This is a genomic window from Chryseobacterium rhizoplanae, assembly GCF_900182655.1.
Taxonomy (GTDB): Bacteria; Bacteroidota; Bacteroidia; order Flavobacteriales; family Weeksellaceae; genus Chryseobacterium; species Chryseobacterium rhizoplanae.
The window spans coordinates 913,155-935,673 of the sequence record NZ_FXTC01000001.1 but is presented as its reverse complement, the minus strand read 5'-3'; the positions used below and the strand labels follow the sequence as shown (position 1 = coordinate 935,673).

The 22,519-nt window shown below is 36.7% G+C and carries 21 protein-coding genes, 1 tRNA gene and 1 pseudogene; 4 read left to right on the top strand and 19 right to left on the bottom strand.

Annotated features, from left to right (window positions below; translation table 11 throughout):
• The 7 genes from FN817_RS04045 to FN817_RS04015 are packed head-to-tail and all read right to left on the bottom strand — an operon-like array spanning position 1 to position 5,802.
• Complete coding sequence (locus FN817_RS04045; protein WP_142716817.1) at positions 1–918, bottom strand: bestrophin family protein; 918 nt, start codon at positions 916–918, stop codon at positions 1–3.
• A 29-nt stretch (positions 919–947) separates the two neighbouring features.
• Entirely contained in the window at positions 948–1,436 is a 489-nt protein-coding gene (locus FN817_RS04040) for a molybdopterin-dependent oxidoreductase (protein ID WP_142716816.1), read from the bottom strand.
• 18 nt (positions 1,437–1,454) lie between these two features.
• Entirely contained in the window at positions 1,455–3,860 is a 2,406-nt protein-coding gene (locus tag FN817_RS04035; RefSeq protein WP_142716815.1) for an FdhF/YdeP family oxidoreductase, read from the bottom strand.
• A 20-nt stretch (positions 3,861–3,880) separates the two neighbouring features.
• On the bottom strand, positions 3,881–4,231 hold the full coding sequence (locus FN817_RS04030) for a DUF7009 family protein (RefSeq protein WP_142716814.1): 351 nt from the start codon (positions 4,229–4,231) through the stop codon (positions 3,881–3,883).
• Positions 4,228–5,103, bottom strand: coding sequence for a formate dehydrogenase accessory sulfurtransferase FdhD (gene fdhD / locus FN817_RS04025; RefSeq protein ID WP_142716813.1), 876 nt, complete (start codon positions 5,101–5,103; stop codon positions 4,228–4,230). The genes FN817_RS04030 and fdhD overlap by 4 nt, the downstream gene beginning before the upstream one ends.
• 34 nt (positions 5,104–5,137) lie before the next feature.
• A complete protein-coding gene (locus FN817_RS04020) occupies positions 5,138–5,554 on the bottom strand; it encodes a molybdenum cofactor biosynthesis protein MoaE (RefSeq protein WP_142716812.1) in 417 nt (138 codons plus the stop codon).
• Positions 5,555–5,559: 5 nt separating this feature from the next.
• On the bottom strand, positions 5,560–5,802 hold the full coding sequence (locus FN817_RS04015; protein ID WP_142716811.1) for a MoaD/ThiS family protein: 243 nt from the start codon (positions 5,800–5,802) through the stop codon (positions 5,560–5,562).
• Between the two features lie 360 nt (positions 5,803–6,162).
• On the opposite strand from FN817_RS04015, the gene FN817_RS04010 reads away from it, so the two are divergent.
• Positions 6,163–6,236: transfer RNA gene (locus FN817_RS04010), tRNA-Ala, on the top strand.
• A 153-nt stretch (positions 6,237–6,389) separates the two neighbouring features.
• Here the strand turns inward: FN817_RS04010 and FN817_RS04005 are convergent.
• Positions 6,390–6,893 carry a GNAT family N-acetyltransferase gene (locus FN817_RS04005; RefSeq protein WP_142716810.1) on the bottom strand — a complete coding sequence of 168 codons (504 nt, stop codon included), beginning with the start codon at positions 6,891–6,893 and terminating at the stop codon, positions 6,390–6,392.
• A 185-nt stretch (positions 6,894–7,078) separates the two neighbouring features.
• Here FN817_RS04005 and FN817_RS04000 point away from each other — a divergent pair, with 185 nt between their 5' ends.
• Positions 7,079–7,552 (top strand): SRPBCC family protein, encoded by a 474-nt coding sequence (locus FN817_RS04000; protein WP_142716809.1) that lies wholly within the window; start codon positions 7,079–7,081, stop codon positions 7,550–7,552.
• Positions 7,553–7,920: 368 nt separating this feature from the next.
• On the opposite strand, the gene FN817_RS03995 is transcribed toward FN817_RS04000, so the two are convergent.
• From FN817_RS03995 to FN817_RS03950, 10 genes and pseudogenes are all read right to left on the bottom strand, one after another.
• A complete protein-coding gene (locus tag FN817_RS03995) occupies positions 7,921–8,280 on the bottom strand; it encodes a VOC family protein (RefSeq protein WP_142716808.1) in 360 nt (119 codons plus the stop codon).
• A 60-nt stretch (positions 8,281–8,340) separates the two neighbouring features.
• The gene (locus FN817_RS03990; protein WP_142716807.1) at positions 8,341–8,928 is read right to left on the bottom strand and encodes a TetR/AcrR family transcriptional regulator; all 588 of its coding nucleotides are present in this window, start codon (positions 8,926–8,928) and stop codon (positions 8,341–8,343) included.
• A 154-nt stretch (positions 8,929–9,082) separates the two neighbouring features.
• Positions 9,083–9,976: a cation diffusion facilitator family transporter gene (locus tag FN817_RS03985; protein ID WP_142716806.1), complete on the bottom strand. Its 894-nt coding sequence runs from the start codon at positions 9,974–9,976 to the stop codon at positions 9,083–9,085.
• Between the two features lie 322 nt (positions 9,977–10,298).
• A pseudogene (locus FN817_RS23365) lies at positions 10,299–10,430 on the bottom strand (helix-turn-helix domain-containing protein); the annotation flags it as partial.
• A gap of 2 nt (positions 10,431–10,432) precedes the next feature.
• Positions 10,433–10,534 carry a hypothetical protein gene (locus tag FN817_RS23565; protein WP_394345030.1) on the bottom strand — a complete coding sequence of 34 codons (102 nt, stop codon included), beginning with the start codon at positions 10,532–10,534 and terminating at the stop codon, positions 10,433–10,435.
• On the bottom strand, positions 10,512–10,943 hold the full coding sequence (locus FN817_RS03970; protein ID WP_142716804.1) for a hypothetical protein: 432 nt from the start codon (positions 10,941–10,943) through the stop codon (positions 10,512–10,514). Before FN817_RS03970 ends, FN817_RS23565 begins: the two co-directional genes overlap by 23 nt.
• Positions 10,944–11,261: 318 nt before the next feature.
• On the bottom strand, positions 11,262–11,975 hold the full coding sequence (locus tag FN817_RS03965) for a hypothetical protein (protein WP_142716803.1): 714 nt from the start codon (positions 11,973–11,975) through the stop codon (positions 11,262–11,264).
• Positions 11,976–15,434 (bottom strand): DUF6443 domain-containing protein, encoded by a 3,459-nt coding sequence (locus FN817_RS03960; protein WP_142716802.1) that lies wholly within the window; start codon positions 15,432–15,434, stop codon positions 11,976–11,978. It abuts the gene before it with no gap.
• A gap of 4 nt (positions 15,435–15,438) precedes the next feature.
• Positions 15,439–18,507 carry a hypothetical protein gene (locus tag FN817_RS03955; protein ID WP_142716801.1) on the bottom strand — a complete coding sequence of 1,023 codons (3,069 nt, stop codon included), beginning with the start codon at positions 18,505–18,507 and terminating at the stop codon, positions 15,439–15,441.
• Positions 18,508–18,513: 6 nt separating this feature from the next.
• Positions 18,514–20,061, bottom strand: coding sequence for a T9SS type A sorting domain-containing protein (locus tag FN817_RS03950; RefSeq protein WP_142716800.1), 1,548 nt, complete (start codon positions 20,059–20,061; stop codon positions 18,514–18,516).
• Between the two features lie 388 nt (positions 20,062–20,449).
• Here FN817_RS03950 and FN817_RS03945 point away from each other — a divergent pair, with 388 nt between their 5' ends.
• Together FN817_RS03945 and FN817_RS03940 are read left to right on the top strand one after the other, a co-directional pair.
• Positions 20,450–20,785 (top strand): NUMOD4 domain-containing protein, encoded by a 336-nt coding sequence (locus tag FN817_RS03945; protein WP_142716799.1) that lies wholly within the window; start codon positions 20,450–20,452, stop codon positions 20,783–20,785.
• 211 nt (positions 20,786–20,996) lie between these two features.
• Positions 20,997–21,617, top strand: a complete 621-nt coding sequence (locus FN817_RS03940; RefSeq protein ID WP_142716798.1) for an NUMOD4 domain-containing protein — start codon at positions 20,997–20,999, stop codon at positions 21,615–21,617.
• A gap of 212 nt (positions 21,618–21,829) precedes the next feature.
• Here the strand turns inward: FN817_RS03940 and FN817_RS03935 are convergent, their stop codons facing one another.
• Complete coding sequence (locus tag FN817_RS03935; RefSeq protein ID WP_142716797.1) at positions 21,830–22,426, bottom strand: Crp/Fnr family transcriptional regulator; 597 nt, start codon at positions 22,424–22,426, stop codon at positions 21,830–21,832.
• Positions 22,427–22,519: the final 93 nt, after the last annotated feature.

Here is a 22,519-nt window from a genome sequence, read left to right as displayed (position 1 = left end):
TCAATCAATAATATTCTGAGTTATTTTTTGAGAAGCAGCAATCTGTTCTCCTGCCATCTCATGAATCGTTTCATCAATCATCATACACATGCTATTGAGAGCCAAATCGTTAGCGTCTGTTCCAAAAGGCTCCTCAATCTCATCCGCTATCGCTTCAAACGCAACAAAGGTATAAGCTACAAATACCACAATAAGCGGTGTAAACCATCCTAATGAATCTACCAATCCAAACGGCAGCAGAAAACAATAGATATACACTGTCCGATGCAGCAAAACCCTGTAGCTATAAGGAATTGGCGTTGAAATAATTCTTTCGCATCCTCCCAAAATATCAGAAAGCTTATCAAAATTTTCATCAAAGCGTGCCTGCTGAATAGAATCCATAATGCCTTCCTCTTTTGCTTTCTGAACCCACTCTGCAAGCAATCGCATAATAACTGCCGGTTTATATTTGGATGCTGCTACAATTTTCATTTGGTCTTCATCAAGCCTTACCTGTAAATCTTCATAGGCATCTGTTCCTCTCAGCTGATGTTTCAGCGCAAAGACAAAAGCACTCAGCAGCTGAACAAAATGATGAACTGAAACATGATTATTATTTAAATTTTTCAAGGTGAGTGCCTGGCGGGTCAATGCACGGGCCGTGTTCAACAAAGCTCCCCATAACTTACGTCCTTCCCAGAACCGGTCATAGCTGGCATTGTTTCTGAATCCGAGAAATAAGGCCAATACAAAACCGAAAAGCGTAAGGGGTGCAGGGTTTAAAGGAACCTTAAACGAAAGAATGGTTCCATGGAAATAGGTCACCAATAAAGAAAGCATTAAAAGCAATCCCAAACGGGGAAGCAATGCAGGCAAAACAGAACCGTGCCATACAAAAAGCATTCTGAACCAGTGTTCCTTTTTTCTTATGATCATTATTACACTCTAAAATATTATTTCGACAGTTATTTTTTTACTGATCCTATGATCAATTCCGTAACCTGATAACTGCTGCGCGCAGGTTTCTTTTCTCCTTCGGCAATCATACGTAACGGACCTTTCTCCCGCAATAAAGGTTTGCCATCCATCATATCTGCAACAATCACTTTCTTATCAGCAATTGATGAATCAAGTTCTGCCAGAGAAAACAAAACCTGATATCCATCTGCACATTTTACAAGAAGATATTTCGACAGATTTTCTCCATGTAAATCTTTCCCTGAAGGAACTTTAGCCCAAGTAAGAATATCCTGAATAGAAACTCCTGTATAAGCGTGTGTTTTTCCTTCTTTATCCTTCAATATCGCTTCTTTTTGAGGCATTTTTGAAAGATCGGACAGACTTAATTCCAAAGGTTGTACAATTTCTCCGGAAATTTTTAATTTAAATCCAGATTGAGCTGATACTATTATGCCATAAAAAGAAATTATGACTGCAAAAAACAGTTTCTTCATGATTATAACTTGTTTCATTTAAGAAGGTTCCAGACCTGTGCCGGCTGCTGCAATTACATGATCATCAATCTTTTTAAAAATCTCAGGACTGTGTTTCCGGATTTTGATACGGACATATTTTGAAGCAGGCATATTGGCACCATTTACTACGTTATTAATAGATACCAAAACATTAGTTTCCGGAAAATAGGTCATGGTACTTTTCTGTGGGATAGGATATTTTACGACAATAAAAAGAGGGGCTATTCTTTCGATTCCATCATCATAATTGAAAAGGTCTACGTGGTCTCCTTCTTTGAGGCCGGCCTTCTCAATATCTTTTTCGTTCATCATGACAATTCTTCTTTCATTGAAAATCCCGCGGTAACGGTCATTCAAGCCATAAACAACCGTATTGAACTGGTCGTGTGTTCTGGTGGTTCCCATCAGATATTCATCATCAGCAAGCGAATTGTCAGGCACAGCGGTTATATTAAAAGCAGCTTTTCCCGGATAAAACTCACTGTTGAAGATCCCATCCCTCGGCCCATTCGGAAGGTAAAAACCTCCTTTCTGCACTACTCTTTCGTTATAGTTTTCAAATCCCGGAATACATTGCTCAATATCATTACGAACGGCATCATAGCTATTAATAAATTGATCCCAATCTACCACAGAACGTTCACCTAAAACAGCTTTTGCCATTCTGCAGGCAACATGCGTTTCGTTGATGAGGTGCTTTGAAATAGGATCTAGAACACCTCTTGACCATTCCACAACACCCATTGAATTTTCTGTACTTACATGCTGGAGCTCTCCATTGATCATATCTTTTTCACTTCTGGAAATTACGGGTAAGATCAAAGCTTCTTTTCCATGGATAAGATGGCCTCTGTTCAGTTTTACAGAGACAATCACAGACATTTCCAGTTTTCGCATGGCTTCTGCGGTAAAGGTTGTATCCGGTGCTGCCGAAAGGAAATTTCCGCCCATACAGAACATAAACTTCACTTTTTCCTGGTGCATTGCTTTCAATGCGTTCACAACATCGTAACCGCCTTCCCTGGGAACTTTAAAGCCATAATATTCTTCCAATCTGTCTAATTGCTCAGTCGTAGGATGATGGTTAATCAATAATGTTCTGTTCCCCTGCACATTGCTGTGGCCGCGAACAGGACAGGCTCCTCCACCCTGAATTCCTATGCTTCCTTTCATCAACAGGAGATTCACAATATTATAAATCATTTCCACACCATTATGCTGCTGGGTAATTCCCATGCCCCAACAAATAATAATGCGTTTTTTTGAAGCAATCATTTGTGCGGCTTCTCTTAGATCTTCAACCGAAATTCCACATTCTTCTGATAAGAAATTGAGATCATAGCGTTTCAATTCTTCAACCAATTCGTTGAAACCTGCCGTTTTATTAATTATAAAATCCTGATCCAGAACTTTTCCCGGATTTTTAGCTTCTTCTTCCAATACCAGAATCTGAAGGGCTTTTAAAAGTGCCATATCTCCATTGATCTTCACGGGAAGATATAAATCTGACAATTCATAAGGCTTATTCAGCAAAGCACGAACTTCCTGAGGATTTTTGAAACCTTTTAAACCAGCTTCAGGAAGCGGATTGATGGCCATAATTTTTGCCCCGTTCTTTTTCCCTTTTGTAAGGGCGGAAAGCATTCTCGGTGAATTGGTTCCCGGATTTTGCCCTATGATCATAATGAGATCGGTATCATAAAAATCTTCCAGCTTTACCGTTCCTTTTCCAATGCCAATGCTTCTGGAAAGTGCATAACCAGAGGTTTCGTGGCACATATTGGAACAGTCCGGAAAGTTATTGGTTCCGAATTCACGGGCAAACAGCTGGTACACCCACGTGGCTTCATTGCTGGTTCTTCCCGAGGTATAGAATATGGCTTCATTAGGAGAATCCAGAGCATTCAGTTTTTCTGAAATTTTTGCAAAAGCATCATCCCAGGTTATTGGCTGATAATGTGTTCCGCCTTTCGGAAGGTACATGGGTTCTGCAATTCTTCCTAACTGGCTGATTTCAAAATCTGTAAGTTTTGCTAAATCATACACTGAATTGTCTCTGAAAAATTCTGCTCCAATTGTTTTTGAGGTTGCCTCTTCTGCCAGGGCTTTTGCCCCGTTTTCACAGTATTCACCTAATTTGGAGCGTTCGTCATCCGGATCCGGCCAGGCACAGCTCGGACAATCGAAACCGTCAAACTGATTCATACTGAAAAGTGCCCTTCCTCCACGGAGAACAGAGGCATTGAGCACCAGCTGGTCCAGTGAATGGATAACAGCCGGAAATCCCGCTGCCCAGAGTTTTGGTGGTTTCAATTTCAAATCCAGCAGTTTATAAGGAGGCTCTGCTGAAGGTAGCTGGCATTTGTCCTGTTTTATTGTATTGAATTCATCTCTGTTTTCCATGATTTTTTAATTTAAAAAATTTAGCACTTTAAACTTGGGTTAGGATAATTGTCGCTTTGATCTTCCAAAGTATTATCAATGCATACAAAATCCTTTTCTATTAAAATTTTCACCAGCCCGGATTGTCCGTCAAAACCGACTCTGTCTGTTGAAATCCATTCTGTGATCATTGTTCCGGGCATTTTCAGAACAATTTTATTTTCAATGAAAGCTGCAGAAAGTTCTGTATCATCAGTTCTTTCGATAGTATAAATAAACGGACGGTCTGTAAATTCTGTAAAGCTAGAAATGACTCCACTCTTTCCTAGTTCTGCAACCTCCGACTGCGTAAGACGAAATCTTACTGAATTGTCTTTAATTCTTATTTTCATAATAAATTTTCAATTTTAAAATGGTTCCCGCTATGGTAGATATTAAAACGGTTATCCCGGAGAAAGCCCAATAAGGTAATATCAAATTCTTTTGCAAGATCTACCGCCAGACTGGAAGGTGCTCCTATTGCTGCGACAATTGTAATTCCTGCCATTGCCGCTTTCTGAATAAGTTCAAAACTGGCCCTACCGCTTAAAACCAGAATTTTATCCGTAAGAGGAAGCAAATCCGCAGATAACGCATGACCTATAAGTTTATCCAATGCATTATGCCTTCCTACATCTTCCCGTAAAGCAAGCAGATTGCCCTCCAAATCAAAGATACCGGAAGCATGTATACCTCCTGTAGCACTGAAATTATTCTGGAAAGAGCATAATTTTTCGGATAACTGATAGATGGTTTCAAGGGAAACAACCGTATTTTCTTTTTTCTGATGAAGAAAAGGACTTACGGTCCGTATAGATTCTATGGAGCCTTTTCCGCATACGCCACAACTGGAAGTTGTATAAAAGTTTCGGTCGGCTTTCTTAAGTTCAGGAACAAAATTATCAATAAGCTCAACAATGACAGCATTTTCGCTGTTTCTGGAACATTCTGATTCCGGGTAATATATATTTTTAATCTGACTCCGGTTGGAAATAATTCCTTCCGTAAATAAAAAACCTGCTGCCAGCTCTGCGTCGTTTCCGGGAGTCCGCATGGTTACGGATATATTTTTAGATTCTTTTTGATCTGTGGCCAGATATGAAACCCTTATTTCCAAAGGTTCTTCTATAGAAATATCATCTGTAAAACGGAAACTGCTGTTTTCATTGACTTTGACAATTTCTAACTGCTTGACTGACTTATTGGATAACAGATCGGCTTTCATAATTTAAATAACTGGTCTAGTAAAGGTACAAAATTTAGGGATGTGCAGAAACCCATTCTTCCCCGTTTTCCAGCACTTCTTTTTTCCAGATAGGAACAGTTTGCTTAATCGTCTCAATAATATAGCTGCACGCATCGAAAACCGCATTTCTATGCCCATCGCTTACGATAATTATCACCGCTGTATCGCCGGGAAATAAGGTTCCGGTACGATGGTGAACTACAATATTTTTTACTGAAAACAAAGCAATAGCTTTATCTGCAATTTTCCGCATCTCCTTAACAGCCATAGATTCATAGCACTCATACTCAAGTCTGGTGACAATTTTGTCTTTGGTATGATTTCGTACTGTCCCTACAAATGATGCAATTCCCCCACATGCCGGATCGGAAGCAAGGGTAAAACATTCTTTGATATCCAGTGGGTTATCTGTTATTTTTATATCTATCATATCTATTATCCGCCGCTTACCGGAGGGATTATTGCTATTTCGTTAGAAACCGTTATGATGTGGCTGTCTTCTGCATATTCATCATCAACGGCAATAAAATAGGATTTAAGTTTTTTCAGTTCCGGAAAGTCTTTTTCCAACAGTGTTTTCAGTGCTTTAACATCTGCACCTTCATCTATTTCTATTTCTTTTTCCGAGGTTCCGAAAATATCTTTCGTGATTCCGAATGCTAATATTTTGAGTATCATTTTTAATTTTAGCTGATTAACAATATGGTATTAAAACATTTAGGATAACAGCCATTCTTTTGATGATTAAAAAAATGTCCAATGCTCCGTCAATATTGCAGAAAATTATTTTCTTACAATAATACTGATTTTTAAAGCGGAATTTGAGCTTAGCATAAAAAAGTTAGTATTGCAATTTGTAAAAAGAATGTTCTAAAGTGGTTATGAATACAATACATAATGTTCTGCATATAAATTTTGCACATGCTCAATATTCAGATCTATCCTGTTTCAAATTTTTATCAAATAAAAACCACAAAATAGTTGCATATATTATTTAAATACTTACTTTTGTACCCGCTTCGCAATAAAAGAAGACATGGGGGATTGGCGCAGTTGGCTAGCGCGTTTGACTGGCAGTCAAAAGGTCACGGGTTCGAATCCCGTATTCTCCACTGGCATTAATGAAGAAATCTTCAAAATGCGTTAAAAGCTTGATTAATCCTGCAAAATTTAATTTTTTGCAGGATTTTTTTTTGAACGAGAAAATGCAGATTTTTCAAATAAACTTACTTCTCAGCTCTCATTGATGGTCTCAATCTGGATGTTCAAGAATGAGTCTTTTCCTGTAATTTAAAATAAGCAAGTTCTTTATCATCCCTGACTAAATTTTCTTGCCTTTCGAATCCACTATTAAGAAGTACTTTTTGTGAACCTATATTATCAGTGTCGGTTAGGGCAACAATTTCTTTTCCCCGATCAGCTGCAAGGCAATAACTGACTACTGCCCTACTCACCTGTGTTCCTATACCTTTTCCCCAATAATTTTCACGCAGCATATATCCTATTTCGATCCAATCGGTATTTTCAGAGAATACCCTAGCCATACATACTCCTACAAAATCGCCACTTTGCAGGTCAAAAATTCCCCATCTGCTAAGCGGGCCCTGCCTATAATCGAGAAGTGCCTTTTCAAACATATTTTTAAGTTCTTCGGGAGATTTGTAAGGAAGATAGCGGGAAACCTGCTCACTTTTAAACAGATCAAGGAATAAATGAAGTTCTTGTGGATTAAATTCCCTTATAATGATGTTCTCGTTAGTATAGCGCATTTTAACAATAATTGTTTAGTGATTTAAAAATACATAAATTAGATTATATATACCTGTTGTTCAGCCATTTTATCATTAAGCAAAATACTTCTGATTCAGTGATAATTACTTGTCCTATGCCAAGCGATCATTAGCTATTAAAGCGTAATTTTGAGTATTACAGTAAAAAAATATAAATCGATCAAATGGAAAATTACAGAAGTACAATATTTTTTGATGCAACGGCCGAAAAGGTCTTTGCTGCACTTACAATTGCCATTCCGCTTTGGTGGACTGAAATGTTTGAAGGCATTTCAGATAAACAGGGTGAATCTTTTACCATTCGTTTTGGCGAACAGGTTTTCAAACAATTTAGGGTACAGGAACTACACCCTAATGCAAAAGTGGTCTGGCACGTAGAAGACTCATTGTTAAATATTCCTGGCCTGGAAAACAAAAAAGAATGGATCGGTACGACCATTAGCTGGAAAATCGCCGGATCGGATGATGGCACCACATTACACCTGGAACATCAGGGGCTTCATCCGAAGATTGAATGCTATCAGATCTGCTCGGACGGCTGGAAACAATTTACGGCAAGCCTAAAATCATACATTGAAAGAGGTCAAGGAACTCCTTACCTAAAATCGCAGGAATCCGTAACAGATTTAACCCAATAGCTTGGGTTATATAGGATTATTTTTTATTTTTCTCGTCTTTCGACGAGAATTTCTCAATCGAGAACATCATCATCATTAAAATATACGTCTAAAGGGTCTATTTTAGATCATAATGACTCAACAACGCTATTTTAGCAAATTTAATATTTGTTTATTGATCATTCTAACGGCCACAAGCAAGGAAATGTTGGTTTTACTATAAAATTCGCTCTTTAAAAATATTTGCAACCTATAAAGGTTCAATGAATTTCAAAACTGGTTAAGACCTAAATAGTCTTGACCAGTTTTTAATTTTTTTATAGTACCTTCTTCAAAAAGAAATTTTTTCTACTTTCCTTATTTTGATACCAATCTACGCGGTAGCAAATCTAGGAAAGGTAATGTCCTACTTCAATAAATATATTTTCAAACCAGAAGTAGAAAGCATAACTGTTCCTGATTTTTCTTGGAGACTGGCTTATTGCTATACCACCTTTAATCAGTTTTTGATACAGATCATCGACCGCTTTTAGATCATCTAACATAAAACCTATATGGAAGTCTTTTGGATAGGTGGTATCTTCATTTTTACTGTTCATTAGGACGAGCGTAAAATTTTCTTTATTACTTAATATCGCAATGATGTGCTCTCCTTTTATAAGCTCACAAGTGAACTCAAAATATCTCTCAAAAAAAAGAACCGATTTGTTTACATCGGTAACGACGAGGTTTAAGTGATTAATTGTCATAGTTTCAATTTAAAAGGTTTATACATTATCGAACGTTCATTCGATTAAAATTTAAAATTTTTATACACGCAATGCTTTTGCAACCAGCTCGAAAGTTTGACGTAAATTTTGGGCAGTCAGTGAAAATGGTTTACCAGACATTGTAGCTTTATCAAGATGGAATTTGATGAGTGTATAAAAAGGTCCATAAGCGACAGTCCAAAAAACCTCAACTGGTAAATCCGGAATCTCTTTACGTGTCACTGCATTTTTAACAAAATCATTCATTATTTTCCTGAAAAGAGTTTGCTGCATTCCATTCATTTTGATCAATGGAGAATTCCTAAATTGTTCATGGAAACGGTATTCCAAAGGATTTCTTAAAATATTTTCAAGTCGGTTTTTCCATTGAAGCCACAATCCTTCTTCAAATTTCAGATGAGCATCAAACCCGATCAATGCTTCTTTTTCAAATCTGTTATGCACATCAATATAGAGCTGATTTACCAGATCTTCACGGCTCTTAAAGTAAACATAAATGGTAGATGGAGAAATTGCAGCCTTTTTTGCCAGTTTCTGCATACTGAACCCATCAAAACCATTTTCGACGATCATCTTTATGGCTTCCTGCCGAATGATCAATTCCTTTTTATCATCTTTTAATCTCACTCCGCAAATATAAACGAATAATCATTCGATTAAAAAAAATTAACACTTTTCCTACTCTATGCAGCTGGGATTCTTTAAACGGTAAAAAGAAGAATCTCAGTTTATGCAAGAATTAAAAAAATTTAGACTATATATTACTCACCTGTTTAAGTATCTATTCTGGCTGTATAATCACAAAGTGGACAAATTTAAATTCATTTTTTATATCCGCACGGATACGGCGTATTGCCTCAGTGATTTCTTCTGTATCGAGATGTTCCTCAAAATCAATAATAAGCATCAATACCACTTCCTCTGGTGACTGATAAGTTGATAGAATATTTTTTGTTTTCACCACGGCCCCGTCTTTTTCTGCCAGCTGAGCAATTTTTTCTCTCATATCGGGAGCTATGCCTTCTCCCATCAAAAGGCTTCTGCTTTCTCTCGCCAGTATAAACGAAACAAAAACCAGTATCAATCCTACGATCACCGATGCCAATCCATCCAATTCCGGAATTTGCAGTGAATGGCTTACCCACATCAAAATCATTACGATAATCAAACCTGCAACTGCTGCGCCGTCTTCAAAAACAACAAGAAAACTGGAAGGATCTTTACTTTTTATAATTGCCTCCCACCAGCCAAGGCCATTACGGATCTTATTAAATTCTCTGATGGCAATAAATAGAGAAGTTCCCTCGAAAATAAGAGAAAGGAACAATACAATATAGTTCCAGAATGGATCTTTCATAAGTTCAGGTTCAATAATATGTGCAATTCCCTGATAAATTGATAAAGCACCTCCCAGTCCGAATATCAAGATTGAAACGACAAAAGACCAGAAATACAGCTCTTTGCCATATCCAAATGGATGAGATTGATCAGCGGCCTTCTTGCTCCTTTTTAATCCATATAAAAGTAACAGTTGGTTTGCGGTATCAACTGTTGAATGGATTCCCTCGGAAATCATGGAGGAACTGTTAGTAACTGAACCTGCTATAAACTTTGTTAATGCGATTAACAGATTCGCAGCAAGAGCACTATAAATTGATTTTTTATTGCCGGTCATTAGTAATTATATTGGTTAAAAGATTAAAAAAATGAGCTTATCCTGAAGTACCTACAGCTTAACTAATAATATAAAATATTCTATTTTCCAGAACCACTGTAGTGCTCGCAGTAATATTCCCCTTTTTTGGTGTTATTGTCTCCCATGGTTGATCTTTTAAAATGATTTATCTTTAGTACTTAAAAAAATGCAAATATTACGCCGCTGCTTATATGTTTGATAGATCATGACCAAGTCACCTGTTCCACTATTTCGCATCATTTTATTACTAATAAAACCATCATCTACCATTCAGCAATCAGCTATTAAAACTGTCCCAGATTCATTGATGCACATCGGAAAGCTTATAATATAATTTACCGCTTATCGTGTAATACGGCAGTTTCTTGCCCGACCGGTAAAGCTGTAATGACCGCGAACTGATTTTAAGCATCTGATGTACGTCCTGGTTATTTCTTACCGAATGAAACCTGAGTTCCACTTCTCCAAAATCATTAGCATCGGTTCCAAAGCCCCCACCTCTTCCAGTCTTTCCTTATTCCAGCCCAGCTTCTCCATCATCTTCCAATCCAACTGCTCGCTTATATAAATAACTATTTCCAACATCCTCTCCCTTACCTACGGTCTTCCCCTCTCCCGCTTTTCTATGAGCTTCCACCACATCAATAGAAATCTCATATTTCTTTAATTCCTGTTTCACATCATTTGGAGCCTCATCTATATATTTCTGTAAGTTCAAAGCCGTTTGCTTTGCTTCATACTCCATTACCTTAAAAAAAGAAAATTCTGAAGGCTCTTTCAGCTGGTGATAAAACGTAGAATAAAACTCAGTAAAGGAATTCTCATTACACTCGATACTGAGCATTTCATTGAGGTTCATATCCTCAGGACTAACCGTATTTACTTCACCATTCTCCCCCAATCCCTTACCAATCCCAACAGTACCTGTTTCATGATGGAGTATCAATAAGGTATTACCTGTTTTCCTAACGGCAATCCATTTATCGTTTTTTTTAATTGCTATCCGTGACTTTAATTATTTTGTACCGCGTAAGATGTAAAGTGGGAAAAGGTTTCTTAATATAAAGGCAGAGAAAGGTCATAATTGGCACTTAAGTATCCTCAGAAAAAGCAGTCTCAATGAGAACTGCTTTTACCTTTTCACTGAAAACGGTAAACATCATGTCTTCGCTCTCCTTGATGGTCTCCTTGATGCTTTCCTTAAGCAAACTAAGCTGCAAAGCATTTTATAAAATAAAAACCCGCTCTATGAGCGGGTTTTTATTTATTGTTTTATCCATTCTTCTCCTTTCCACATTAATGTATTTTTATCTTTTATATAAATATAACTGTGATAATAGGGTTCAAAATCATAAAAACATTGATTGAAGTTAGGAAGACTAATTGTAAAATAATTGAATTTTTCTACATCGAAAGGATAGTCTTGTAAAATATTATAATTTAATCTATTATTAAAAAATCTTTCTCCTTTAGCATTAAACTTTATATTTAAAGTCAATTGATTTTTTACTCCAATTAAAGAATAATCTTTCTTTGATAATTTTATTTGTCTATTTATGGTTACTATTCTTTTAGATGTATTGTAATTAAATAAGAGATCATATTCTGGAGTTGCAATATCTTCAAACTCTTTTGGTAAGATTATATTAATATATACACTATCCTTAGAAAGCTTAGATTCTTGTTTCAAATCGTATTTAAAACCTTCTTGTTTCAAATAATAATTTTCGCTTGTTAAGTCTATGACATCAGAACTTATCTTTTTCCATTGCCCTTTAGAAGCATATTCACAAAAATCTGTAGCAAGATGACCAAAAGATTTTGAATTATATAAAATATAAAAGCCTTTAGAGTCTAATTGCAATTTTTGTCCAGAACCTTTTATTCCATAGGTTCCAGAATAATCATTTACAGCTTGACAGCTTGCAAAATTCCAAATACAAGCTTGTAGGATCAATATTATTATGTGATTTTTCATTTATTTATCTTTAACATCTAGAGCTTTATATACTTGAGTACCATCACTTGTTTTGATGTCCATTAAATTTTTTTCATTAATATCATTAACAGAATTTATAGGCACTGGGTAACTGCTTGTATCATAAGAGTATCCTGTTTTATATGCTTCTACTTCCAAAGCCCTTCCTTCACTAAATGTCTTTGCTGGAGTGGTCATTTGTCCTACTTTATTAAATTTCATTTTTCCTGCTTCATAACTCTGTCCAACATGGCGGATTTCGTGCAAATGTAATGCAATATTAGAGCCTTCAACGTTTATTCTTTCTTTACCTTCTTTATCAGCAGTTTTAACTACACCATGTGTTTCTCCTCCAGAGCTACTAGGACCAGTCAGGTAAAATACTTCTTTGGCATCAGCAATAGTCTGAATATCTTTAAGGGATTGGTTCATATTGCCAATCATTGTAGTATTATTAGCCATTTTTGTATTAAGTTCTGCAAGCTTTTTATCACTTAATCGTCCCTTGTCAATTTTTGACTGAATACCAGCATTGCTCTTGTTTAGTTTGTTAATTCTTTTATTGACATTTTTCGTTAATTTTTCTTGGTCTTTTGGGTCTCCCCAGGTTCTTCCATCAGGATCAATGAATCTCATTGGATTATCTCCCGCATATACATAAGGTGTCCATCGTCTTGTTTTCTCTGCCAGAGGATCAACAACACCCCATCTTCCTAAATCCGGCATATACATTCTGGCACCGTAGTCATAGAAACCTGTTTCCTGTAATTCCTTACCGTTATATTTATAGCTTAAATAACTTCCTAAAAAGCCCTTTAGACCACCGATATGATTTAATCCGAAAGGATAATAATCATTTGTATCCTTTATTTCAAGAACACCATCACTATTTTTGCCATAAGTGATCCTAGTATTTCCCAAATGATCTTTATACTGGTAAATATATCGATTTTCTACAAAGCTATAAACTCCTTCTGGAGTATGGACAAAATCAAGTTTCCATTCCGGGGTAATTGTACCAGGGTCAAAAATACCTTTATATGCCTGTTGTTCATAAGCATTCTCCGTACGACAGGTTATACAGCTTCCTCCTCCCTCAAAATAGCTGTACTGGAAACCATCCAGATAGTCTGTTATAGTAGTACTAGCCTTACTTCTGGGAGGTCCACTGGAATATATTTTACGTATTTTTACACCATCTGCCCGATAAAGATAATTCAACCCAATATTCAAAATTGATCCCAAAGGACTACTATGAGTAATGGAGTAAGAATCAGGTAAATTCAAATGGTTATACACGATACTCTTGATTCCTTTATCCTTCATTGTGGTCATGCTGCCGTTAAGGTCATAATCAATTACATTATTTCCCCCTTCATATCCAGTATCATTCAATGATGACTCGATAATCTTATCTAAGCGGTTGCCTGTATATTGATAGCTCAGATCATCTATTTGTACAAAAGTAGTTCCTGGTGATACAGGAGGTGCATTTCTTTTTAATGTCAGGATATTACCGTTAAGATCATAACTCAAATATTCATCGAAATAACCCGTATTTCCCGTCGAAGGCTCTTTATAAAACGCATTGGATAATCTATTCAAAGCGTCATATTGATAGTTATAACGCTTCAGCAGATTTTGTGAGCCGTTATTCCAGTCAATTTCAGCAATGTTGCCATTGAACTTTCCAACAGACTGCGGATTAACAGGGTTATCATATTTAATTTCATAGCCAAACAGTTTTCCATTCAGGTTAGCAGGATCATTAATCTTTGTCATCCAGCCCCGGATATTATATTGATAGTCGATCTGCTGCAACGGTGCTGTTGCAACAATTCCACCTACCTTTTTGGTTTGCAGTTGCAAGAGCTCATTGTAAGTATTTTGAGCTAATATTTCAACAGGATTGGTATTCACCTGATGTTTGTGTGTTATCAGCCTGTTCTGTGCATCATACGTAAAGAACTCCTGGATGCTTGTCTCATTGTCCGTACCTAACCTCCTATGGTAAGTATTAGTCTGTAGAATAGCTCCTACAAAATCCAGTTTATTGTTTAATACGGTGTATCCCCCTAAATGATTATTGCTCCTGCTACCTACGATTCTTCCTTTAGTATCATACCAGGTAAAGTTTTTTGTCCAGTTATCATTTTCTATATTTTTAATATAAGAAGCCAGTAAAAGACCCTTAGTCGTGTATTTAGCAGCTGGATTGTCAGTTAACAGTTTGTTATTAAAAACATTGGTAACTGCTGGCGAATTGGGAGGATAGGTATCATAATAGTTAACTGAAAGAACAGTTTCCATATTGGAAAGGTTATCATTGGTATAATAGATCGCCATTCCACTTTTGGTGAATTCGGTAGCAGTACGAGCCTCTTTTATGACATTTCCTCCAATCATATTCTGCATTTCCAGTCTTGTACCCCCAGCTACAGTTCCCGTCATAATGGGTCTGCCAATCACATCGTACTTAGTGAAAAGCCATCTGGAACCCGGACGCATATTTGCATCCTGGGATAATACCAACCGATCAGCCTTATCATACACCATATGTTCCCAGCCCTTCGCCGGAACTTTTTTCTCAACCAAGCGGTTTTTTCCATCATAACGGTATTGGTAGCACAAATTTTCTAATACGGTTGAGCTTATCTGCACGCCTACGGCCAAGTTTTTAAGAGCAAGAGATGCTGTAGGAGGAATAACAAAAGCAAGCTGGTTAAATTCATTGTAGATATAATAGGTATCTGCGTTCTCTGTAGCGCTTAAAACTTTACGTACGAGAACGACCTGTCCCTGTCCATTCTTAAATTCGATCGTCTCATTTCCATCCTCATCTTTAACAACGTTTTTATAAAGCTGGTTGGCCTTATAAAATCCATTCAGAGCATTAGTGTCATTGGCTACCTTTAGCTCAGAATCCGTCCTGTTTTCCACAAAAGTCGTAGTGGTTGAATACTTTCTTACATCAGTATTGGTGTTTGCTGAATAGCTGAATACAACAGGTTTGTTATTCCAGGCTGTTCCCACTTGTTTCTGCTGTAGGATCCTGTCGAGCGGCGAATTCTCCAACGTTTTTTCAGCAAAGATTTTCTCCTGCCCATAAATTGTTGGTTGAGTAGCATTACTTAATGGATTTGGAACAATGGCTCCATTCAAAGTATTAGATTGCGGTACGGGTAAATAATCTTTTACCTGTCTTCCAAAACTGTCATATTCAAAATGAGTAACGACATCCCTCCCAAGTGGGGATGCCTTTACATTGACGACTTGTTTAGGTCTTCCAAGTCCATCAAAATACTGAACAGTATGGAACTGCTTAACAGCAGTACTGCTGGTCTTCACAGAGTCGATATAAGTTCGGGTCTGGATATAATTTTCCGTATTGGGTAGGTTCTGAGAATATAAGGAACCGGTCAGCATTAAAATACCAACAGGGGTTATTATTTTTTTCATCGTCTTAGTTTTTATAATTGTACTTGAATTCTTTTAAGATATTTCCATTAACATCAATAATCTTTTCCAACCGGTTTGCATTATCATAAATATAATTTTCCATAATGCCTGTTGAAGGAGTAATGGTTGTTACTCCAATGGAAGGATTGTGTGTATAAGTCGTAACTTGAAAATTTGCCAGACCTGCATGCTTGCGGAAATTATTCAAGGCAAGGATCAGAAGCCCTTCTTTGGTGGGATCACTAGCATCTTCATCGGAAGCGGTTACAATTGCAGGCAAAATTCCCAAATTTGCAATCTGATCATACGTTACACCTTCAATTTTAGCAATAGGTTTGGTTTGATTGTATCCCCATACGATTGCTACTGGAACACCTTCTTTAGTTGTATATTGTAAAAGATTACCTTTGGGATCATATTTATCGTACAATACCTGGGAAGCCGTACCCGTAATAGTTTGCAGGTCAAAAGATTTCTCAGATAATGGCAGCATCAAAGCACCTGTCTGAGGCGTAGGTAATGAAACAGGATAAGCTGTTTCAACTTTTGATATAGTCTTATTGTCTTGCTTTACCTCGGTGATCAACGGAATTCCGGTCATATTTTTTGAAACCATCAAAGAATTATTGATGTCTTGGGCATAGGAAAAGCTTTGCAATATGGAAGTATTGCTGGCAGTTATATTATTTTCCCCTGTTCGGTTCAGATGAAGATTACTATTATACAGATAATCTGTTGTTGTTATAAGCGGTGCATTATTTAAAAAGTCAGTTACTATTTTTTTCTTAGTGGAAGAAGAATTCATATATCTCTTATATCCTTGTACCCATACTCCGGTAAGATGATTAAAGGTTACATAGTTATTATTATCTTTCAGCGTATTAGGATTATAGTCTATATTGTCATTATAGGTGTATTCCGTTTTTCTTAAAGGAGCTGCTGCTCCCTCAGGATAAATCGTTTCCGTTTTTAGCTTTCCCCTTAAAATACTACGGTCAATTCCATAAAGGTTTCCAAAATTTTTGTATAAATTTAACGGTGAGGCCGGAACATTTCCTGAAGTATATTCTTTTATATTGTTGGTATCGGGATTTAGAATGTCTGGAAAATCTGAGTAATTGGTAAAGTCATACTCTGTGTAGCCTTTTCCGGCAATTACCTCAAATACCTTGGAATATCCAATATTATAACTATCCATACTATTGCGCTGAACATTGGAACTCGATTTAATAAAGAGTTTCTGAGTTGATGAAGGTGTATTAAATTCAAAATAATATATGTACCTTGGCCAATTCATCAGAATTCCAGATGATGCTGTTTCAGTCAGTGACGTGGTATATTTGTATTCTTTATTGTTGATGATTCCTCCATTTTCCGAATAATCATATTGCTTTTTTATTCTGGCCCCTCCTATAAAACCAGCATTATTGGTTAACGTAGGTAAGAAAGAACTTGCTGATGTTCTTTCAACTCTCTTACCGTAAGCAGGAGACTCATATTCGAATACTGAATATCCCTTCGTAGGATAAGTGATCTTGCTTAGCAATCCAACATCGAATTTCTGGGCATTGGGATCTCTATAAGTATTATTCAGAGTATAATCTCCTGTGGCGGTATTATAAGTATCATAGGGTGCCAGATTGATATTATTATCGTTGCCATTCCAATATCCCCAATGATCAATACCCTTGGTGACATATTTGGGTAAGTTACTGGTATTGTAATACTCAAAACGATATACTTGATTGCTTTGCTGAGCAGTGATGGATTTTAAAAATGGCCTCTTATTCGTTCCTCCCAAATCGTCGTAAGCAAATATGTTATTCTGGATCAGCCGAGTGTTATCAAAAAGCTGAATATTATCGATTACATATTCGTTGACATAGTCTGCATTTGCCTGGCCATCATAATGCGCTATGGGATAACCTACATCCTTGTAGTTAATCTTTATCTGCTGTGTTCCATAAGTGATACTTTCCAGTAAAGAACGCTTAACAAGCGCAAAACTTTCTCGGGATGATGGTGTACTAGAACTTGCGTTGACACAACTGATCATTCCTCCCGGACAGTTTGTCCATTCGTCTATCCTCGCACCATCTTGGAAATAGCCTTCAAAATTCAGGACTTTTGGATTGTTTTCAAAATCTGACCAATCAGTAGTAAGGCTGCAAAAATCACTGCCCAAAGTATCTTGTACATATCCAAAGCTAATGACCTGTCCATTGACCAGTTCAACCTTGGAAAGACTGAAAGAACTTATATACGGAAAGCCATTGAACCAGTTATCCTTACTAAATCCAGGATCTGCTAATGAATAGCTTATTTCATATTTGGAAAAATCTCCTCCAAAGGTGTATTTATTCCCCTGGCCATCTGTAATTACAATGGTCTGATCAGGTGGTTTACAAAATCCTTTTCCTCCATAAGACACCATACCAGAAAGATCTACTTTAATATTCGGATCATCAGATTCTACGAGAACATTTCCGTCATTCCCAATGATAAATTTTCCGCTTAGTCCTAAGGCATTAAAGCTGAAAATATCAGGTTCACCTTCATATCCGTTGTTAACAGTACCCAATCTCCAATCTAAACCATTTAGGCCTCCGGCACCGCTATTAAGATTATATATCTGTGTATTTGTATAAGGATTTAAGCGCACTCCGGTAAGAAATCCGTGCAGATCTGCACCTGAATCAAAGGGACTGGTATTACTGGATGTTGGATTTCCCTGATATTCATCCGGAAGCCTATTGAGAGTCCTTGTAATTCTTCCCCCAGCAAGCATAGTCCAACCCATTCCAGCATTATCAGATTTCTTGTGTGGCAAAAATCCCGAAGAATCATAAGAGAGAATGAGGTCAATGTTGTTATTGCCGCTTGCTGGTATTGAAAAAATTGGAATTTTCAAATCCAGAGTTCCTGTATATAAATTAGTTGTTATATTACCATATTTCTCAAAGGCATAAGACTGCGGAGATTTAATTTCTACGCTTTGTAGAGCTCGTGAAGGTTGCTGTGACATTACCTGTGCTGCCACAAGTAACGCCAACGATACATATATTTTTTTCATTTACTTTTACTTCTTTATTATTTTTGCATTCGCCGTTTTATTGGTATCAGTTTTTATAGTCACCAGATAAGCTCCCTGAATGAGTGCCTGAGTATTGATCTTAGTCACTTTATTCTTGGTTTTCAGACTCTGAAGTTGTCTTCCGCTCATGTCATACAGCAGAATATCTGCATCTTTAAAATCAAATCCAATTTCTACATAGGCATAATCGGAAACCGGGTTTGGATAGATCTTGATATCATACTTCTCGATTAACTGATCCACCTGCTTGTCTCCCAGCTTTACAATCTTCCAGTTCTCTTTACCTAATTCTTCAGCACTGGTTCCTGCCAATACAATAGAACCGTCTCTGTTCAACTTTAAATCAGAAAGTCTTTCTTCTTTCTTTCTGGACTCTCCTTTGACATGTTTTCTCCACTGCTCGGTACCATTCTGATCCAAATACAGCATCCAGAAAGTTTCATCATCGGTTTCTATTCTTCCCTCTGCCTGAGTATAACCTCCCAATAAAATTCCTTTAGAAGATTGAGCATCTGCTGAATGAATCACATTCATGCCCATCAGAATATCACGATTGCCAAAATTGTAGGATTTCTGCCACTGTTCATCACCTCTTTCAGTTAATGATATCAGCCATAAGTCTGATCCTTCTTCGAGACCTGCCGTTTTATTCCCTGATCTTTCTGATCTGGATTCTCCACCAATGATAAAGCCCGTTGAAGTTAAGGCAAGGGTTCTCAAATGGTCATCTCCTTTCCCTCCAAAGTTCTTTTCCCATTCTACCCTTCCGTTTTTATCAAGCTTCAAGATCCAGTAGTCACCCTCACCAAAGTTTTCGGTTTTCTTTGTTCCTCCCAGTGAACTTCTTGAATAGATTCCAAGTAATGCTCCGCCATCTTTCGTTGGAATCATCTTCTCTACTTCATCTAAGCCCTTCCCTCCTAAGATTATTTGGGATAACTCTTTTCCATCCTTATCCAGTCTGGTAATGAAGACATCTTTCGATCCATATCCTTTTGAGGCATTCTGTATATTTCCGGCAACAAAAAATCCCAGGTCTGTTGTCTGTATAACAGCTCTTGCTTCTTCATCAGAAGAACTGCCTAATGTTTTCTGCCATAATTCATCACCGAATTCATTGATCCGGATCAGCCAGATATCGGATCCTCCTTTAGAATCATCTTTCTTATCCAAACCTTTCCCTGAATACGAAGTGCCTGCTAACAAACTTCCACCATCTTGCGTAGTAACAGTTGCTGACAAATAATCATGGCTAGAGCCTGAGAAATACTTTTCCCAGACTTCTTCTCCCTGTTGATTTAGCTTTACCAGGTGAAAATCGTACCCGTTATTTTGCTTGTGACTGCCAGCCGCTTGCGACCGGCTTTTAGACTGTATAGAACTTCCTGTGATAAGATACTGCTGATCAATAGTTGTGGTAATCTGGCTTAGAAAATCCTGGGTAGAGGATTTGATATCTTTCTGCCATACCACCTCTTGGGCGAATATCCCCATGGTACATAAGAACAATGCACCCGTGTAGAGTTTTTTCATGTTTATTATATTGTAATTAACGTTAATGAATAGTGGTTTATAGTCGTGTATATTAGAAATACACGAAATGTATAGTAGAATTATTGTTCATGGTTAAGTTTTTAATGCCTGCAAAATTAAGCTTTTTAAAGTTTCACCCAAAGAGAATTGATTAACATTCTTTAATAAGGCAAAAATATATCCGCAAAGCGACAAAATAGGTCGTTAAAAAAATATTCAACTTCCTTAGCAGATAGAAATTATCTTTATAGTGTTCATAATAGTAATAATGGCAGGACCATTGCTCGCTATTATTACAGAATATAGAGTCTGGAATACCACATTTAAATTCTTTTTAAGTGAGTTTTTTATTTTTGTTAATATTATCATTTTTTCATCACTTTAGCTTATGAAACTACCTCCTGAATTTGAAGACCGATATGTAAAAGAAGTTTTGTACAATACTTCTTTAAAAAATCTCCAGGGTGAAGAATGGAAATCTATTGAGAATTATGAAAACTATATGATTTCCAATTATGGCCGTGTAAAAAGTACAGAACGTTTTGTTTCTCTTCCGAGCGGCAAAGAGTGGAAAATGCCGGAACTGATTATGAAACTGATTTTTGTAAAACATACCAACAGTTATCTAAAAAATTATAATTATAGTGTACACTGCACTTTATCATCAGACGGCCCAGAAGCACAGGAAATCTGTCATACGTCTTGTCTATTATCATTTTATTGAAAAATTTGAGTACAATGACCGTTCCATTCTTATTACTACTAAAGATGAGAACAGGCTTCATATACATTACAAAAATTTAGAGAAAATTTCATCCCATGAGATCCGCCTCAGGATGTTTGATAAGAACAGAATAAAAAACCGTAAAGTTATCTATATGCAGGCCGTCAGCCAGTAAAGCGTTGACGGAAACTTACTGGCAGATTTTGACAGCATGTATGCTGTAGAAAAAAAGCTTGGCATTGCTGCGGAAAGTATTAGGAATGTTATTAATAAAGAATTTTTAACAGCAGGCGGATATCGGTGGTTTTTAAAATCCTACACCCCAACAGAGGAGGATTTTATAGTAACTGACAACCCAAACCTTTCAGACAGAATGCTTAATACTTCTCTGTGGAAAAAATTAGGTAAGCCTGCTGTTGATCAGAATAATTTGCCTGCATGCCTGAACTTGTCATTGAAAGATCTTCCCGGGGAAAAATGGAAAACCATTCCCGGCTTTGATAATCGATTTGTTATATCCAATAAAGGACGTGTGAAACGTCTTGCAGGATGGACTTCTTCCGGAAGAACGATTTATCTCAAAGAACTGATTCTTTCTCAAATTATGTCATCCAATACTGAATCAACCTATTCGCTTTATTGTCTGGTGCTTCATAAGGAAAAGAATACCCGTATTACCATTGCAAAATGGGTATACTTCTGCTTTATTAAGCAATATGACATTCATAGCAAAATATGGGTTGTTATTAATAAAAGCAAGCCTTTATGGGATGTTGATGTATCCAAACTCTCCTTAAAAACAATTTATTATGTGCTCAAGGCAAAAAAATAAGAATCAAAACTAATTTCTCTACTTTAAACCCAGAATCTTTTGAATAGAGCATTATTGAGCATTGTATTTTTTAACTATCGGGCACTGCCTTATCATAAATGCTCCTACATTCAAAAAAGACCATCTCATATGAGACAGTCTTTTTGTATTCCAATATCTGTTACCAGAATTATCGTTTATTCAAAATGAAATATTCTTATCATAAAAATATCTTAATATAAAATCTTTCTTCCATCAAGCCGAAGAACCTCATCTTCTGCCATTTTTTTAATCGTCCGTATTACTGTTTCGACCCGCAAACCCGTTAAATTGGCTATTTGCTGCCTGGTGAGCGGAACTAGATAAGAGTAGGGATTTTGTTCTAATGAACTTTCCTTATAATAATCCATTAACGATTTTATTTTCGACACCGGATCAATGGCTGAATTATTAAACAGCATTACATATTTGTAGAAAAGGCGGTCTGACAGATAACGGAAAATCGTAAACATTAATTCGGTATTTAAACTCAACATATGCAGAAAGTCAGATTTCGGTAATTTCAGAATTCTGCAGTCAGTTTTTGCAATGGCATTCATTGGATAATTCTTGTTCCCAAACAATAAAGATTCTCCAAAACTCTGACCCTCCGAGAGAATATTCAGGGTAAATTCCTTTCCATCCTCATGGTAATTATTCAGTTCTACTGTGCCCTTAACAATCTGGAAATAATAATGGGGAATACTTCCCATTTCATAAATAACTTCCTTTGCGGAATAATCCTCGTAAACTGCTCCATTTTCGAGCAAAAGATTTTCATCGATGATCATATTATCTATATTTTGTTATGGTTCCGAATGAATATCTCAGTAAAAATTGGCAATAAATTTACAAACAAATTTTAGACCATTCAGATGCAAAAA